13 protein-coding genes and 5 tRNA genes are annotated in these 16966 nt (G+C 33.8%); 2 read left to right on the top strand and 16 right to left on the bottom strand.

Annotation, left to right across the window (positions count from 1 at the left end):
- Nucleotides 1–6 precede the first annotated feature (6 nt).
- From IMCC3317_RS11770 to IMCC3317_RS11695, 16 genes are all read right to left on the bottom strand, one after another.
- Nucleotides 7–819: a purine-nucleoside phosphorylase gene (locus IMCC3317_RS11770; protein ID WP_160129690.1), complete on the bottom strand. Its 813-nt coding sequence runs from the start codon at nucleotides 817–819 to the stop codon at nucleotides 7–9.
- A gap of 21 nt (nucleotides 820–840) precedes the next feature.
- Nucleotides 841–1455, bottom strand: coding sequence for a TIGR04282 family arsenosugar biosynthesis glycosyltransferase (locus tag IMCC3317_RS11765; RefSeq protein WP_160129689.1), 615 nt, complete (start codon nucleotides 1453–1455; stop codon nucleotides 841–843).
- A 2-nt stretch (nucleotides 1456–1457) separates the two neighbouring features.
- Nucleotides 1458–1979: a rhodanese-like domain-containing protein gene (locus IMCC3317_RS11760; protein WP_160129688.1), complete on the bottom strand. Its 522-nt coding sequence runs from the start codon at nucleotides 1977–1979 to the stop codon at nucleotides 1458–1460.
- Between the two features lie 178 nt (nucleotides 1980–2157).
- A complete protein-coding gene (arsS, locus tag IMCC3317_RS11755) occupies nucleotides 2158–3213 on the bottom strand; it encodes an arsenosugar biosynthesis radical SAM (seleno)protein ArsS (RefSeq protein WP_160129687.1) in 1056 nt (351 codons plus the stop codon).
- Between the two features lie 141 nt (nucleotides 3214–3354).
- Complete coding sequence (locus IMCC3317_RS11750; protein WP_160129686.1) at nucleotides 3355–3690, bottom strand: arsenosugar biosynthesis-associated peroxidase-like protein; 336 nt, start codon at nucleotides 3688–3690, stop codon at nucleotides 3355–3357.
- Between the two features lie 415 nt (nucleotides 3691–4105).
- The gene (locus IMCC3317_RS11745) at nucleotides 4106–6676 is read right to left on the bottom strand and encodes a T9SS sorting signal type C domain-containing protein (protein ID WP_160129685.1); all 2571 of its coding nucleotides are present in this window, start codon (nucleotides 6674–6676) and stop codon (nucleotides 4106–4108) included.
- Between the two features lie 634 nt (nucleotides 6677–7310).
- Nucleotides 7311–7384: transfer RNA gene (locus IMCC3317_RS11740), tRNA-Leu, on the bottom strand.
- A gap of 150 nt (nucleotides 7385–7534) precedes the next feature.
- Nucleotides 7535–7606, bottom strand: a tRNA-Asp gene (locus IMCC3317_RS11735).
- Between the two features lie 59 nt (nucleotides 7607–7665).
- A tRNA-Cys gene (locus IMCC3317_RS11730) sits at nucleotides 7666–7738 on the bottom strand.
- A gap of 749 nt (nucleotides 7739–8487) precedes the next feature.
- Nucleotides 8488–8560: transfer RNA gene (locus IMCC3317_RS11725), tRNA-Asp, on the bottom strand.
- Between the two features lie 18 nt (nucleotides 8561–8578).
- Nucleotides 8579–8649: transfer RNA gene (locus IMCC3317_RS11720), tRNA-Met, on the bottom strand.
- A 29-nt stretch (nucleotides 8650–8678) separates the two neighbouring features.
- Nucleotides 8679–10046, bottom strand: coding sequence for an SDR family oxidoreductase (locus tag IMCC3317_RS11715; RefSeq protein WP_160129684.1), 1368 nt, complete (start codon nucleotides 10044–10046; stop codon nucleotides 8679–8681).
- The gene (locus IMCC3317_RS11710) at nucleotides 10033–10743 is read right to left on the bottom strand and encodes a hypothetical protein (RefSeq protein WP_160129683.1); all 711 of its coding nucleotides are present in this window, start codon (nucleotides 10741–10743) and stop codon (nucleotides 10033–10035) included. Before IMCC3317_RS11710 ends, IMCC3317_RS11715 begins: the two co-directional genes overlap by 14 nt.
- Before the next feature lie 80 nt (nucleotides 10744–10823).
- A complete protein-coding gene (locus tag IMCC3317_RS11705; RefSeq protein ID WP_160129682.1) occupies nucleotides 10824–11096 on the bottom strand; it encodes a hypothetical protein in 273 nt (90 codons plus the stop codon).
- Between the two features lie 203 nt (nucleotides 11097–11299).
- A complete protein-coding gene (locus IMCC3317_RS11700) occupies nucleotides 11300–12703 on the bottom strand; it encodes an RtcB family protein (protein WP_174805953.1) in 1404 nt (467 codons plus the stop codon).
- 283 nt (nucleotides 12704–12986) lie between these two features.
- Nucleotides 12987–13283 carry a phage repressor protein gene (locus IMCC3317_RS11695; protein WP_160129681.1) on the bottom strand — a complete coding sequence of 99 codons (297 nt, stop codon included), beginning with the start codon at nucleotides 13281–13283 and terminating at the stop codon, nucleotides 12987–12989.
- Nucleotides 13284–13448: 165 nt separating this feature from the next.
- Between IMCC3317_RS11695 and IMCC3317_RS11690 the strand changes: the two genes are divergently transcribed.
- On the top strand, nucleotides 13449–14462 hold the full coding sequence (locus IMCC3317_RS11690; protein ID WP_160129680.1) for a helix-turn-helix transcriptional regulator: 1014 nt from the start codon (nucleotides 13449–13451) through the stop codon (nucleotides 14460–14462).
- 294 nt (nucleotides 14463–14756) lie between these two features.
- On the top strand, nucleotides 14757–16952 hold the full coding sequence (locus IMCC3317_RS11685) for a T9SS type A sorting domain-containing protein (RefSeq protein WP_160129679.1): 2196 nt from the start codon (nucleotides 14757–14759) through the stop codon (nucleotides 16950–16952).
- Nucleotides 16953–16966: the final 14 nt, after the last annotated feature.

The raw sequence follows: 16966 nt of genomic DNA, 5'->3' as shown, positions 1-16966 counted from the left end.
AATAATTTACAATGTTTTAATCAATTCACTAAAAAGTGTAATCATTTTTGGTTCTGTTTGTCCTGCAATTTCTATGATTTCGGCAATATTTACAGGCGCTAAATTCTCAGGATCGCATTCGTCTGTTAAGACAGAAACCGCCAAACAAGGAACGTTTAAATGATTTGCTACAATAACCTCAGGAACTGTACTCATTCCGACAGCATCTGCGCCAATTATTTTGAGCATTCTATATTCTGCACGTGTTTCCAATTGTGGACCTACAACACTTGCGTAGACTCCTTTTTGTATTTTGATATTTTTATCTGCGGCAATTTCTTCCACTTTTGCAATCATTTCTGCGTCATACGGCGCGCTCATATCTGCAAAACGTTCGCCAAATTGACTAACGCCTTTGAATGCTAATGGCGATCCGCCTTGTAAGTTGATATGATCGTCAATAATCATAATGTCACCTTTTTTGTAATCTAAATTAATTGCGCCAGCAGCATTTGAAACCAAAAGATTTTTGATTCCTAATTTGTGCATGATGCGAATTGGATACGTAATGTCTATAAAATCGTAACCTTCATATAAATGAAAACGCCCTTGCATGACAATTACTTTTTTTCCAGCCAACATTCCATAAACGAGTTTTCCTGTGTGGAATTCTACGGTTGCCAATGGAAAATGTGGAATATTGTTATAATGTACTTCCGCAATGATTTCGATATCATCAATGAGTTTTCCTAAACCAGTTCCGAGAACAATCCCGATTTCTGGTTTGTCAAATCCTTTATTTACTAAATATTCTGTAGTTTCTGTGATGTGTTTTAACATGAATGTTTCAATTTATTAGGTCTACTTTTTATGTAGGTATTTTTTAAATGTTTCGTAAGGTACTAAATCTTCTGCGTGATCTATATCGTTTAATGTTTCTAGTAAGTGAATTGTTTGGTTGTCTAAATCGTTTAGCGTGTCTGCCAAAACCGTTTCAGTTCCCCAATTTTTAGGTACAAACGCTTTTTCGTGCAATGTTTTCATGCCTAATAAATAGTATCCGCCATCTTGTGCAGGACCAATTACAACATCGTTAGTGTCTAAAGCTTCAATCGCTTGTTCAATGTGTTTAGGTTGTAAATCGAATAAATCGCTTCCAATGATAATTACTTTTTCGTAGTTGTTTTGGAAAGCATCTTGAAATGCATGTAACATTCGTTCTCCTAAATCAGTACCAATTTGTTTCTTTTTTTGATACGATTTATCACTCCAAAGATCATTTTCTCTAACCGATACCGAATACCAAATACATTTGTCTGTTTTTATTTTTCGAAGTACGCTTTCGGTATGTTCTAAAAGTTTGATGTAAACTTCTAAAGCAGCTTTTTCGCCAATACCTTTTGCCAAGCGCGTTTTTACTTTTCCGAGTTCAGGATTTCGTGTAAACGTCATGAGAAGCGTTGAATTTTTTCGCATGTTTATTGCTTGTCTTTTTTAGATTTTTCTTTTTCGTAGATTTTGATACCTTTTTTGAGCCAAATGCTCCAATTTTCATCAAAAGTGTGAACATTTTCGGTCTCGTTTCCTTTGGTATCAATAACTGGATTGTCTTTGTTTTTCCATTCGAAAATTCCGCCGTATAGATTGTATACGTTGGTATAACCTGCTTTTTGAAGCTTTTCGGCAATATCTTCAGAGCGAATTCCTAAGGAACAATACACAACAATTGGTTCATTTTTATCTTTTGGAAGTAGGTTTTTTATTTTTTTCAGTTTGAATTTGTCATAGCCAACAAAACTTGCATTTTTAATGTGGCTTGTTTCAAATTCTACTTTTTCACGACTATCAAGCAGTACGAAATTTTTCTTTTTTACCAGTTCGGCAACTGTGATATATGGAACGGATTGTTTGTTTTCTTTTAGTAATAGACTGTCTAACGCCGATTGTCCATTCGCGAAAGCGAAACATAAAAGAATGATGATATAGAATATGTTTTTCATTTAATTTCGAATTAAATTTAAAGCATTCAAAAAACTATTCTCGATACATTTTTTTTGATAAAAAAACACTCGAATTGACGTTTTTTGATTTAGAATTGCGTCAGATCGAGTGGAATTCTGAAAGAATTTTGTATCGAGATTGAGTAATTCTACAATGTCTAATTTGTACTATTGATATTTAAGCAACTGTTCCTTGACAACTGCTTCCTGCGCCAGCCGTACAACCGTAACAATGTTGTGAGATAATTATAGTTCTTTTGCTTAATTCTTCTTCGTTGTATTCTGAGATGTGTTGCGATTTGCTAGCGACTTTTAAATCGAGCATTTGATTGAAATCGCAATCGTATAACCAACCGTCCCAACTTACAGAAATTGTGTTGGTACACATAACATTTGCAACCGCGCCAGGATTGAATGCTTCTACCAACGAATACATGTAATCTTCGTAGTTTTCAGAAGCAATAAGGTAATCCAAGAAACGACTTATTGGCAAATTCGTAATGGCAAATAGGTTGTGAAATTGAATGTCAAAATCGTCAAATAATGCTTTTTTAAACTCTTTTTCCATCGCAACTTGATCGCCTGGCAAAAATGCTCCTGACGGATTGTACACTAAGTCCAAACGTAATGAACTTCCTGGAATTCCGTAACCAACGGCGTTGAGTTCTTGTAATGCTTTTATTGATTTGTCAAAAACTCCGTCGCCACGTTGTTTGTCTGTTTTTCCACGTGTCCAATGCGGCATGGAAGAAACGACATGAACGTTGTGTTTTTTAAAAAATTCAGGCAAGTCGTAATATTTTTTGTTTGCACGAATGATTGTTAAGTTTGATCGAACAATGAAATCTTTTACACCAACTTTGGAAGCTTCTTCCACAAACCAACGAAAATCTGGATTCATTTCTGGAGCTCCGCCAGTCAGATCGAGTGTATGTGCGCCAGTTTTTTTAATTACATCCAAACATTGCTGCATCGTTTCGCGCGTCATGATTTCCTTTCTATCCGGACCAGCATCTACATGACAATGTGAACAAACTTGATTGCACATATAGCCCAAATTGATTTGTAATATTTCAATCGTTTTGGGTTTAAGGGGAAATTGATTTGTCTCTTTTATTTTGTTTGCAAACGTTGGTAATTCGCCACTTTGAAAGATTCCGTTTGACAGAATTTCCAATTGTCGGTTACTATTTGCAAGTTCACTTTCTCTTTTTTGTAGGGACTTTGTCGCCATGTATTGTTTTTATTTTTTCCTAATAATATGATAGGATTTACAATTTTTTTAAGATTAAAGAAATAAACATTTAATAGATCCTTCGACTCCGCTCAGGATAAGCGATCTGTAAGGTTTTGCATAGCAAAACCAACAGCCTGCTCACATTTCCAACTTATTCACTTTATTCATCATTTGCACGCCATGTACCAATGTTGCGCCACTTTTTATGGCAGCACCAACATGAATTGCTTCCATCATTTCTTCTTTAGTAATTCCGCGTTGTAAGCCATCTTTTGTGTAGGCATCAATGCAATACGGACATTGTTCGGTATGTGCAACTGCCAATGCAATTAATGATTTTTCGCGTGGTGTTAAAGCGCCTTCTTCAAAGACTTTACCGTAATAGTCAAAGAATTTATTCCCAAGTTCTTCACTCCAATCTGTGATAGATCCGAATTTTTTTAAGTCTCTTGGGTCGTAATATGATTTGTCCATGTTATAAGCTTGTTTGTGTTTGAGATTTGCAAAAATACGTAAAAACAAACAGTCTGCATTCAGACGAGAATTTTTCCAAAACTTTACATAGAAATAGAAGAAATATAAAAATCCCGAGTGCTAGACTCAGGATTTTTGGAAGTTCGAAGATTCCATGTGTTTGATTAATTACGAATGACTACAACCTCTATTCATAAACACATTTATAATCAGATTATTTTCCTCGAACTTTTAAGGAATAAAATTAAACGTTTCTATAATAGTGTATACTAGGGAATACCTTAGATTTAAAAGGGGAAATAACCCTTGTTATGAAGTTTTGATTGTAGGAATTGTGTTTTTCAAACTAACGATATAAAAAAAGTCCTAACACTTACGCATTAGGACTTGATTATTAATAAATGCTTAAAAAATATTAAAACAGAATTTTCTTTACAACAATACCACCATCAGACAGTAAAGTTTTCACAAATAAAATGCGCTGACTTCTATATAGAGATGTCATATGTAATGTAGTAGCATTGATTGCCTTTTTTTCAAACACTTTCTTACCTAGTACATCGTATACAACAACTTTTTCTATGTTGTGAATAGAAGATTTTATTTCTAAAGATTCATTGTTTATAGAAATCAATACTTCATTATCATTACTAACACTAACTATGTCATCTATTCCTAAAGTTTGAGAATTAACTTCAGTTTCCCAAACTCCTCTACCATATGTTCCTGCTCTTAATAAAGCTGGTGTTGTTCCGTAAAAAATCTCTAAATCTCTTACAGCTGCATGCGGTAAATTTGTCATATATGGTTGCCATGAGGTTGCATTATTGTTAATAATAAACACACCAACATCTGCTCCAACATAGATTTCATCAGCAATTCCTCCATTTCTATATACAAGAGTATTCATTGGTAAGTTTGGTAATCCTGTTGAAATATTAGTCCATGATGAACCACCATCTGTAGATTTGAATACTTTATTAGGAGCATTATAACCAGAATAGGTAATCCAAACTTTATTAGCATCTGTAGTAGAAACTGTTATACTAGAAAACGCAACTGTTGTTGGTAGTGTTCCTGTAACATTTGAGAATGAAGTTCCAGAATCAGTTGATTTAGAGATAGCATCTGTTTGAACTGTATAAATAACCGTTGGGTCACTTGGAGCTACAACAAAATCTTTAACACTTCCTGTACCCGATGAAGTTCCTAATGCTGACCAATTGTCTCCTTGGTTAGTAGAAGTATATAACGTTGGTGTACCACCAGAATAAATTGTTGTGTTAACTGTAGGATGCATTTTAAAAGGGCTATAGAAATCTATACCAGTTGGAAGTCCTGTTTGAATTGGAGTAGTTGCCGACAGTCCACCATCTAATGTACGACCATATTTACCTTCAACATATTGCACATACACTATATCGTTATTCGTATAATCGATAAAACATTCACCACCATCACCACCATTGATAGCATACCAATCATTAATGGTTGTTGTATTTAGTATAGTACCATTATCTTGCTCACCTGCTACAATTCCATTTGGATTATTACTAGACAATCCTAACTTTACAACTTGCCCAATGGCTAAATTTCCGCTAATGTCTGTCCAAGCATTTCCGTTATCAACAGATCTAAACAAACCACCATCGTTACAAGAAAACATTGTTGAAGAACTACCTGGTAAATATGTAATTTCATGTATATCTGCATGAATCTCACCAGAATCCCATACGGATGTATTTTGCCATGTTGCACCTCCATTAAAAGATCTCCAGTGATTTACACCACCAATGGTTATATTGTCAGCATCTGTAGGTGATGCTACAATTGATAAGTCATATGACGCTTGTCCTCCAGTATCTGAACCATCTGCTGCATAAGCTAATAAGTTAGGTGTTGTAGACATCGTTGAAAAAGTATCACCACTATCTGTAGAACGATAAGTTCCCATATAAGATTGGTCACTTGACTTACCAATAATCGCATATACATACGCATCATTTCCGGCAGTTACTGCTAGTGCAATACGTGAAACTCCGGAGGTCGGTATACCTGTTGTAATTTGTGACCAATTTACTCCAAAATCAGTTGATTTATATAATTTATCACCAGAAGCATATACGGTATTAGCATTTAATAGTCCAGGCTTAAATTCCATATCTTTTAAAACTGGGAAATCACCATTTAAACTAGAAAATGTGCTCGTTGCCCATCCATCTGAAGTTCTCCATATACCTACGTTACTAGCAACAATCATTCTTGAAGAATCACTTGGATCCATTAATAACTTAGATAGTTTCCAACTGCTAGATGCATCTATTACTAAACCAGTAGGATTCCAAGTAGCACCTCCATCTATAGATTTTAATATACCAATACTATTTCTATTTCCTTCTAAGTCACCAGTTGCCAAATACATTATTTGTGTATTGGTAGGATCAATTGCCAAACTGGAACATCCAATAATTGTTAAAAAATCAGTGTTTGTTGTCCAAGATGTTCCGCCATTGGTTGATTTCCATAAACCTCCATCTGGTGCGCCCACATACATTGTATTTGTATTTGTTGGATCAAAGTATAAAAAATTTACACGCCCTGCTCCAGTAGTTGTATAAGGAGAAGGACCCGCTGCTGGACCTATTGGGCCAAGCTGTGCCCAGTTACTTGTTACTGCTGCAGAAGATTTCTGAATTGAATTAGCGTTGGTTAATTGCCACCTCATATAGTTATCGTAAGTTGTGGTAGGTAAAGACATATCTCCAGAAGGATACACTCTTGGTGCCATATAATCTTCCCAGCGTTTAAAAGGTTTATAACCTTTACCTCTTTCGGGTGTTTTATTTTCCCAGTAATTATTGAAGTTTTCTTGTACTTGATAAAAAGTAGCGTCTGGGTTATCATTCATTTTTGTCCAATCAATTTTTGATTGTGAATACATAACTGCTGAGACTAACAGGAATGTAATTAAGTAGATTTTTTTCATGCTAAAATTTTAAATTAATTTTAAGTAAATATAAAACAAGGAATATCACATTAAATGAAAAAACACTACTCACATACTACTCATTATACTAATAATGGGCGATTAACGAGAAAACCGTAATTAGTTTTTAGTCTATTTTAAAGAAGTTCAACCAAATTTGTTTGTTTAGAGTTGACATTTGATTTCCTGAAAATTCAATATCATTTCCCTTTTAAATCCTGAAAACCTTGATTGATGTCAATTGTAGTATTTTTCAAGTTCATCATTTTTCGCAAATAGATATATAAAAAAAATTAATGATGCGATTTTTATACGTGATATTTTAAATTAAATAGTCTCAAAACCGTTTTGGTATAACGATAATGAGACCGGATTTAAAAACATAGTGATATGTATTTTGAATGCTTATTTTTTATTTTTAAAAAGTTTCAGAAACAGCAAGATTCTCACTTGCATCTTTGGAATAAAAATCCACTATTTTAAAAATTAAACTATGTTTCTTTTCTTTTGCAAGTCTAATAGGATTCGAATACTGAATCAAGTTCAGCACAGGCTCTATACTCTTGGCTTCGTAAACCAATGTGCTATCCATTACACCATAAACTTATTGCACTCCTTTCAAGATTGCATTTTGTACAGGAAGAGAGATTCGAACTCTCAAAAGACTGTTTCTAAGACAGCCGCGTATACCAGTTCCGCCATTCCTGCAATTTGTACTCCGTAAGATTCCGAGCATGCCTCGGACCAACCTTTATCTTTTGCTCGAAAGGCAGGTGTCCTAGCCGTTAGACGAACGGAGCATTTTTAATTTATGTATAGAAAAAGCTTTAATTTTTCTATTTTATCTTCTCAGTTTTGCAGTACCGACGGGATTTGAACCCGCAACTTCTCGAGAGACAGTCGAGCACTCTACCATTGAGTCACGATACTATTTTGTGGTAAATTGGATTATATACAATTCAAACAAGTTTGATACTATACAATCATTGAGACAAGGATGAGATTCGAACTCATAGAAAACAGTTTTGCAGACTGTTGCCTTCACCATTCAGCCACCTTGTCATTGCGATATTTAACAGCTTCTTGAGCCACCAAAATATAAACCACAAAAAAAGCATCTCGTTTTCGGGAGATGCTTTTATAAAGTGTGTTCATAGTTACGATTAGCGTAACATATCTTTATAATTCTCCCGTTTGTATATATACACAATAGCTCCTGTCAGTTCTTGTAAAAACTGGTTCCAACGCTTCGGCGAACGAAGGCAACTGGTTAGATCAGATATGTGATGTATACTATATTTCATGATGTCTCTTTTATTATTTTTGACGTTGCAAATATGAAAACTATTTTTTGAATACACAAATCTTTTTTTAATTTAAATTATTGATAATCAACTAGTTATATTTATTTTTAGACATAGGAATTCCTGTCCGTTTCTTACGGATACTGAACTTTTCACCAACTGTCTGTCTCTCAATTGTTTTTCGTTTCAATCTTTTATTTTTCTATTTGATTATGCGTTGATCATTTTTTAAATTTATTTCATAAAAAAAGCGCCCAATTTCTTGGACGCTTGTTGTATTTATAGTTTTTGTGTTATTTCATATTAAAACTCACTCATAAAAATATACATAAAGCATCCTGTTTCGCAAAAACGGTTCAACCATTTCGCGATTTTTGTCTTGACTTTGCAGACAAATAGCAGCTATATGTACATAACTTTTTATCATTAGTGTGGCAAATATGTAATTTTTAATAGGTTCCTTCCAAATATGAGGGTTTATTTATAATTGTTCTAATCAAAATAAGCAACAGTAAGCGAGATTCGAACCCGCAACTTCCTGCGTGACAGGCAGGCACTCTTCCAATTGAGCTACTACTGTTGCCGTTTTTTTTGAGCAAAGACTGAGCGAGATTCGAACTCACACTTCCAGAGATGATCCAGGTGTTCTTCCAGTTAAACCATCAATCTTTGCTTTTCAATATTTTATATATAGCTGTTTACCAATCTACAACAGCGTAGTTTTTAAGCAACTTTCCTGTAAATATAGTATTGTTTTTTTCAATTTCATAAATCGGATGTACAATTCTCGAAGCACCATCAACAGGATCAAGTGGCGGAATGTACCCTTTTTCAAACTGCTTTTTTCGCAAGGTTTCGCGCGCGCCAGTCGAAACCCAACCAACATCAACGGCATTCATGTAAATATGATCTTTTTCAAAAGTTTTAGCCGATGTTAATGTCATCATGTTCAATGCTGCTTTGGTCATATTTGTATGCGGATGAAACATGGTTTTATTGTCGTAACTAAATTGTCCTTCGGAAGAAGTAACATTGATAATATGCTTATTCTTGAATGTTGATTTTTTCAATAATGGCAACAATTCTTTAATCAAAAAATATGGAGAAATCTGATTGATTAAGTTAACTTCAATTAATTCTTGCATCGAAATTTCTTCCAACGTAGCATTCCAACTATTTTTAGTTCGATTGTCAATTGGTTGCCCAAATCGATTGAGTTCTAAATAGCTTTTCTCAACATGATTTTCTAATAAGTTCACAGTTGCCACAGGCGTTTCGTTTGTAAATAAGTTTTTTTGTTCCGAAAAGCCAAATGCTAATTGTTGCTCTTTTGCAATTAATGGCGTATAATATTGATCGGTATATTTTATGGTTTGCGCTGCATTATTGATGAGAATATCGAGTGTTGTATGTGTGTTTTTATAATACGTAATGAAATTTTCAACGGCTTTTAAATTTCGTAAATCTAATCCATAAATGACTAAATTATCTTTCCAGGTTGCATAATCTTTTTCTTGACGAAACAAATCTAATGCGCTTGCAGGAAAACGTGTTGTAACTGTTACATGTGCGTTTGCTCGTAACATTTTTAACGCAGTTGCATAACCAATTTTTACGCGTCCGCCAGTTAAAATTATGTTGCGATTTGTTAAATCAATTTCTTTGAAACGGTTTGCGTAATTGAGTTCTGCGCATTTTGGACACAATCGGTTATAGAACGAATGCGCAAACGAATATGAAGTATTACAGCAATAACAATTTCTAGGAACATTCAATTTTGTAAACGATTGTGAAGTTTCTGTAGCATCTTGATAAACTGTTGTATTTTCCAATGCCTTTTTAGAAATTTCACTATTCAGAATTGTCTTTAAATCTTCTTGTTTTTTTGTCGAAAAAGAATCTTTTCGATTCGATTTTTTCGCCTTTTTAGAAATCTTCGTAATCAACGTTCCAAATTGTTGATTATCTGGATTCTCCAACGGATTTTCTTTCAATGCATGCAAAACCTTTAGGCAAGTTTCCCATTCTTCTTTTGTAAACGTGTATGTTGATTCATTTTCTTCCATAATCGTACTCTTCAAAAGGTTCTAAAAATCCAATGAGTTCTAAATTTTCTTTTTTCCAACGAATTCCGTGACCGCTTGGAATTCGAATTTCATACACTAAATCGTGTTTATAATGTGTAAAAACATTCCACCATGTTTTATGTTTTAGAATGTGTTCAATAAGTTTTTTGACTTTAACTTCCTTGTCTTCAGCATTTCCTTTTACCGTTCCCCAAAAACTTTCCGAAGAGCGTTGCGCATGTTTTTCCCAAGCACGAACCGCTTTAGAAATTTGGGCATTGTGCAATTCAAAACTATGTTTTAGTAAATCGTGTCGCAATGGCGGAATTGCGTTTTCATCTTGCATACTTGCTGAGGTTAATCGTTGTCCAGAAAGTATCAAAATGTTTGCAAACGATGTTTTTTCCAACGCAGTTGCAAATGCTTTTCGCGTTAAGTGATTCTCTTCAAAATAATACTTTTTAAATACTCGAAATTGTTCTTTAAAGATAGAAAACGCTTCTTTAATATCTGGAATTATTTCTTCTTCAAAGTTAGGCTTCCCATGAAATTTCTCCACATCATTTTCATATAATGCTGAGACATTTCGCGCAAGCAAAGACAAATGTTCATTTTGTAAAAACGTGCCATATTTCGCTTTCCAATCGTCAGAAAGGTAGTTTTTACAGGAATATGCTATGTTTTGTAATGTGTTCACAAGTTTGGTATGATTAACTAATAGTTGAGTAAATTACATTTTTTTGTGGAATATGTTTGTTTACAATGTGTCTTACCATATCACACCTCTTTATAAGGTGGTTTTTCTAAATTTTGAATAGAACTTTCTATCAATTCAAAAAAGCGATTCGTATTATTTGTTCTTCTAATACAATGCTTGAACGAATTGTAATGTTCTTTTACAAGTAAATTATTGCCATCTATTTTCACCAATTTAGGTAAACTTTTCGGCTTTCTACCTTGCATCAAATGATCTATAAATAAATCATCAATAGAACGATTTGGAATCTGCAAACAGATAATTTCTGAATGATGTGTTTCGAAATAAGTCAAGAAGTCAAATTCATGATATTCGCCATATAGAAAGAAAATTTTTCCATTGTTAATTTCTAAAGCATATTTGAATTCTCGTTTGCATTTTCTTCTGTAAAAGAAAACCACCAATTATCGCAAAAGGAACAAATATGATTATTAAACCAATTAAGATTGGAGATACCAATACTAAAAGTAAAATAACCACTGTAATAGCTCCTAAATTATTTAGAATTTTCATTGTTTCTATTCTTTTTTCTACGCCTCCAAGGTGGATTTTTTCCAACATTCCCAGCCATAATACAACCAAAAGGCATGACTTCATCAATAACTTCTCCCAAACCGAATTCGGTCATTTGATTTCTAACCGTTTCGGCATTTTTATAGGCAGAAGGCAATTCGGTAATGTCAATTGCTTCAGAGAAAAAACGAACATCTAAACCTTTGGTTTCTTCATCAAATATTTCTTTAATTGTTCCTTTTTTGCTTTTTCTATGTTGCGTTCTGCTTACGTTTCTTCCAGCTCCATGTGGTGCAAAACCTAAATTAGATTCGGTTGTTTTTCCTTCTACAATTAATACAGGTTCGGACATGTTTAACGGAATTAATCGTGGTCCAGTAATATCGGGCATAAACTTTTTATCTAACGGCGTTGCACCTTTTGCATGGTAAAATAAATCGCCATCTTTGAATACAAAGTTATGTTCGTTCCAGTATCTGTTTTCTTTTTCAATTCCTAACTTTTCTAAGGTTGCATCGTGAATACATTCATGGTTTTTCTTAGTCCATTTACGCACAATTTGCAATGCTTCCCAATAATTTTGTCCTTCTTCTGTATCAAAAGGAATCCAAGCATTATGTTTTAAGGTTTGTGGCGATAATTCTTGTCTGAATTGTTCCGCTACTTTCATTCCTTTTTTATATAAATTCGCGCCAAAACCTCTACTTCCGTGATGTGTAACCATCATCGTATTTCCAGTTTTTTTAGACGTTCCGATGAATAAAAAATGATTTCCATCGCCTTGCGTTCCTAAATGAGAACGCGCTGCCGAAATACATTTTTGATCGTTTAAGAATTTATTTGCTTCTATTTCGGCTAATAAATCCATTGGAAATCTAAATTGTGTATCTCTATCTCTTCCGCCAGGACCAAAATGTGTAATACTATGCGCGGCGTCTAAAACTTCTTGCGGATTTGCATTTCCGAAATCGGTCAACATTACAGAACAACAAATATCTGCGCTGTGCATTCCTGGATGAATCGCATTTTTTGCAACGGCAACTCCGCCAACAGGAATGACACCGTTTCCGCCTGTTGGACACGCATCTGGCATAATAGATCCGTTGACTAATGTTGGCGTTTTCATTAACGTTTCCATTGTTTTAATAACGTCACCTACATTTTTTTCTTCCACTTCATTTTCAGCTTTTATGTTGATGGCAAACGCAACTGGAGTTGAGTGTAATTCTATTTCAGGATCCAATTTGAATTGTTCCAAATACGTAAGCATTTCATTATGTTGCAATTGATTTTCATTGATATAAATGATTGCATCTTTAAACCATTTTTTAGGTTTAAAACCTAATTCGATTAATGTATGTCCAGTGATTTGAATTTGTTCTTTCATGATTTCTTTGTTTTTTAAATCGAACTCCGCTGACTTCAATATTCAGCGGAGTACTTTTTTTTGTCATTATCAAATGACTTATTTATGATTCCGATACAAATATGTTATGGTGCTGCGCAATCATTTTGCGTAGTTAAATTATTTATTTTTTTAGGTTATTTTTTCGTCAAGCTGAACTTGATTCAGCTTCACACAAAAAGCTACTGATAATGAGATTCTGAATCAAGTTCAGAATGACGTTTTATACCGTTGAATATGTGATTTTTTATAAAGTGAAGAATGTCTATGACATCGGTAATATCTCTATTACTTTCCCATATACATTTTTTGTCCATCCGTTAATTCTACCGCGATTGTTTCCAATTTGTAATCCGCGTTTTTCGTTTTTTCCTTTCACTAAATGTGTAAATACATTGCTGCGAACTTTACAAAAAACGATATCTCCAACTTCACAATCTTCCCAAGAAATAGGTTGCAACTTTACAGGTTGCTTCGATTTTAAAAGTGGCAACATAGAATTGCCAGGTTCTTTTGAAATGATGGTTTCTCCATCAAGTAGTTTTTGAATTTTCCAATTCATAATATATTGTTTATAAAAATTATGTGCATCATTATTGACACACATATTTTTTTAAAACTTCTTTCAAAAGTATTTTCAATGAACTTTTCCAAATAAAGAAAAGAAGTGCGCAATCTTTTTACGCACTTGATGAATTTTTTCTATTTTCACACCAAATACAAAAAAATGGCAATTAATAAAAACGCATTAATTCGTTATAAAACCATTGACAAATGTTTGCAAAATAACTACAGACAATGGACATTGAACGATTTGATTGAAGCGTGTTCAGACGTTTTGCACGAATATGAAGGACGCGAAATTAACGTAAGTCGCAGAACAATTCAGTTAGATATTCAAATGATGCGAAGTGATAAATTGGGTTACAATGCGCCAATTATTGTATACGATCGGAAGTTTTATAAATACGAAGATGAAGATTTTTCGATTACAGATATTCCGCTGACGGAAAACGACATGAACGTATTGTCGGAAACCGTAGAAATGCTAAAACAGTTCAAGGATTTCTCGCTGTTTTCTGAATTAGGCGGCATTATTCAGCGATTGGAAGATAAAGTGTATACGGAAAAAACGCATCAAGCTTCCATTATTCATTTAGACAAAAATGAAAATTTAAAAGGATTGGAGCATTTAGATTTGTTGTATCAAGCCATTTTGAAGAAAATTGTATTGCGAATTACCTATAAATCATTTAAAGCGAGAAATGCTTCCCAAATTGTTTTTCATCCGTTTATTTTGAAAGAATTTAATAATCGTTGGTTTTTAGTTGGCGTAACTGGAAATAAACCGCACATTTCCACTTTTGCTTTAGATCGAATTCATAAAGTAGATTACGATTTAGATATTCCATACAGAAATGAAAATTTTAACGGCGATGATTTTTATAAAAATACTATTGGTGTAACTGTTTTGGACGAAAAACACATTCAAGAAGTTATCTTAAAGATAGAAAGAAGTAACGCGCCATATGTAACTACGAAACCTTTTCATACTACGCAAGAAGTTTTAGAAACTGCCAAAGACGGAAGCGTAACTATAAAATTATGTGTTCATATTAATTTTGAATTGGAACGTTTAATTCTCGGTTTTGGCGACGCAATTGAAGTGTTAAAACCTAGAATATTGCGCAAACGCATTCGGCGAAAGTTGCAAGATGCTGTAAAAAAGTATGAAGAATAGCTTTTTGTTTTTAGTAATACCAAATGAATTTTAAGATGATTGATAAGAAATTTGAATTATATTTTCTTTAGATGAAATACAAAATATAAGCATAGCATTCGTTACGGTTATATTTCATATTGAAATATAAAGGAAATAGAAACGAATTTAATCAGTCATTCTGAAGTTTATTTGGTATAACAGGTTGTCTAAAATTTACAGTTCACTAAGATTTTCCAACCATTCACTAAGTAAAAGCCTTGTTGTGTGTTGATAATGAGCAGTTTTGTCTTTGTAAACTAACAACAAATTATTATGAAGTCAAAATTACTTATTGCATCTCTTTTTGTGTTTTCTTTTATATCAGCACAAATCCCTACCGACGAAACAATGCGTTACCTTTTTACGAATGGAAGCGTTATAAATGAAGCGAATCCAGGAACTGGAGATTTGGCACAATCGGGAAGCGGCGTTACCCAAGAAGCGGACAGAGACGCTTTTGCAACTGCTGCTGTAAAACTTAATGGAATTCAATACACTGGCGGACAAACACCAGCTTCAAACTTAACAGATTTCGGATTGAGTTTTTGGATAAAATCTCCAAATGCAGCTGGCGCAAATAGAGCCGTTTTACAAATGTATGGCGCTGGCGGACGCGGTTTTCGTTTGACACAAAGTACCGATGGAAATTCAGGATTATTAAAGTTTGATGCGCGAGGTCAAAACACCACAAATGGTTTTAATGTTGATATAAATAGACAAGAACTTGTAAACCATTATTTTGATGGCGGTTGGCATCATATTTTAATTACGGGCGAACTCAATACAACAAATAACAATTTAGAAATTAATTTTTATCTTGATGGTGAACTACTTACAGCGATGTCAGGAACAATGGCAGCTTCCGGAACTGTTCCTCAATTTTTTAATGGCGCAAGTTTGGTTATTGCTCCAACTACTACAAAATATCTTAACTATATTGATGACGTTCGTTTTTATGAAAGATCATTAACTTCGGGCGAAATTGACGCACTAGCAACAGAATACACGGAGAAAAGAACCTACGTAAATGCAAATGCTACAGGCGCAAACGATGGAACCACTTGGGCAAATGCGTATACAAATTTGTCAACAGCAATGGACAATTTTACTTTTGGAGATATTTGGGTAGCGCAAGGAACCTATATTCCAGGTGTTTCAAGAAATGATTCTTTTCAAATTCCTAGCGGAGCAAAAATTTACGGAGGTTTTCAAGGAACTGAAACAAATTTAGCGGATCGTGATGTTAATTTATATCCAACAATATTTTCAGGCGATGTAAATCAAGATGATACTGGAGTTGATTTTTCAGGATTTAATAGAACTGAAAATGTATATCATGTTGTAGAAGTTTTAGGAAATAAAGTACGTTTGGATGGAATTACTATAACTTCAGGACAAGCAGATGCAAGTACTGGAGAAAATGCAGTTGGCGGCGGAATTTTTGTAGATAGAGAAGTGACGGAATTGTATATTGATAAATGTATTATTGAAAAAAATGCAGCTGTAAATGGTGGCGCTGGAGTTATAAATCTTAATATGACAACGCTCAATAGTTTGATGGAATTTACAAACACACGTTTTCAAGAAAATGTATCACGTTATGGTTCTTCAATTTATGCGAGAGCAAATTACACAAAATGGGTTCGATTAAACATTATCAATTGCATATTTGATGGCGATCAAGTAAAAGATAACGGTTCAAGTACAGGATTGGCAGGAGTTGTTTGGTTGCGTGGTATTACGTATGGCGCACGATTTAACACAAAAGTAATCAATTCTACCTTTGCAAACAATCAATTAACAGCAACAGGAGCTATTACAGAAAGAGCTGTTTTGGGCGTTAGTAAATTCAGAGGAATTGATGTGAGAATAGAAGTTTCAAACAGTATATTTTATAACAATACATCAAATACAAGTACTGCGCCGCTTTCTTTGGGAAGAGTAAACTCAGATCCGGTACCAAATATTAGGAAAGTTTACAATTCTATCGGAGAAGATAATTTTTCAAATATTGCTGCCGCAGATAAAGTAGCCGTTTCAGATGCAGATCCTTTATTTACAGATGCAGCAAATAACGATTTAACGCTTCAAACTGGTTCGCCAGCAATAAATACTGGAGATAATATAAAAGTGCCTGCCGAAATAACAGAAGATTTTTTAGGAAATCAGCGTATATTCAATACCGATGTTGATATGGGTGTTTACGAATTTGGTTCTTCAATATTAGGTGTTCAAGAAGCATATAATTTGGCTTCGTTTACAATCTATCCAAATCCTGTAAAAAACCAATTGCATATTAAAATTGAAGGTGAAATTAAAAATATAGAAGTTTATAATTATGTTGGGCAGAAAGTAATGGAGTCTTCTCAAAATCAAATTGACACACATCATTTGGCTAGCGGAATGTACATTTTAAAGCTCTATAAAGAAAATGGAGAAGTTGGTGTAAAACGTTTCTTAAAGCAATAATATATATTATATCA

It is taken from the genome of Kordia antarctica, from assembly GCF_009901525.1.
Classification (GTDB): Bacteria; Bacteroidota; Bacteroidia; order Flavobacteriales; family Flavobacteriaceae; genus Kordia; species Kordia antarctica.
This window is presented reverse-complemented; position numbering and strand designations above follow the sequence as displayed.

What these genes read in the sequence shown, in the direction of transcription:
- IMCC3317_RS11760 (WP_160129688.1), bottom strand. Translation starts at nt 1,979, where the DNA reads ATGAAAAACATATTCTATATCATCATTCTTTTATGTTTCGCTTTCGCG.
- IMCC3317_RS11770 (WP_160129690.1), bottom strand. Translation starts at nt 819, where the DNA reads ATGTTAAAACACATCACAGAAACTACAGAATATTTAGTAAATAAAGGA.
- IMCC3317_RS11715 (WP_160129684.1), bottom strand. Translation starts at nt 10,046, where the DNA reads ATGGAAGAAAATGAATCAACATACACGTTTACAAAAGAAGAATGGGAA.
- IMCC3317_RS11745 (WP_160129685.1), bottom strand. Translation starts at nt 6,676, where the DNA reads ATGAAAAAAATCTACTTAATTACATTCCTGTTAGTCTCAGCAGTTATG.
- IMCC3317_RS11765 (WP_160129689.1), bottom strand. Translation starts at nt 1,455, where the DNA reads ATGCGAAAAAATTCAACGCTTCTCATGACGTTTACACGAAATCCTGAA.
- arsS (WP_160129687.1), bottom strand. Translation starts at nt 3,213, where the DNA reads ATGGCGACAAAGTCCCTACAAAAAAGAGAAAGTGAACTTGCAAATAGT.
- IMCC3317_RS11685 (WP_160129679.1), top strand. Translation starts at nt 14,757, where the DNA reads ATGAAGTCAAAATTACTTATTGCATCTCTTTTTGTGTTTTCTTTTATA.
- IMCC3317_RS11690 (WP_160129680.1), top strand. Translation starts at nt 13,449, where the DNA reads ATGGCAATTAATAAAAACGCATTAATTCGTTATAAAACCATTGACAAA.
- IMCC3317_RS11750 (WP_160129686.1), bottom strand. Translation starts at nt 3,690, where the DNA reads ATGGACAAATCATATTACGACCCAAGAGACTTAAAAAAATTCGGATCT.
- IMCC3317_RS11695 (WP_160129681.1), bottom strand. Translation starts at nt 13,283, where the DNA reads ATGAATTGGAAAATTCAAAAACTACTTGATGGAGAAACCATCATTTCA.
- IMCC3317_RS11700 (WP_174805953.1), bottom strand. Translation starts at nt 12,703, where the DNA reads ATGAAAGAACAAATTCAAATCACTGGACATACATTAATCGAATTAGGT.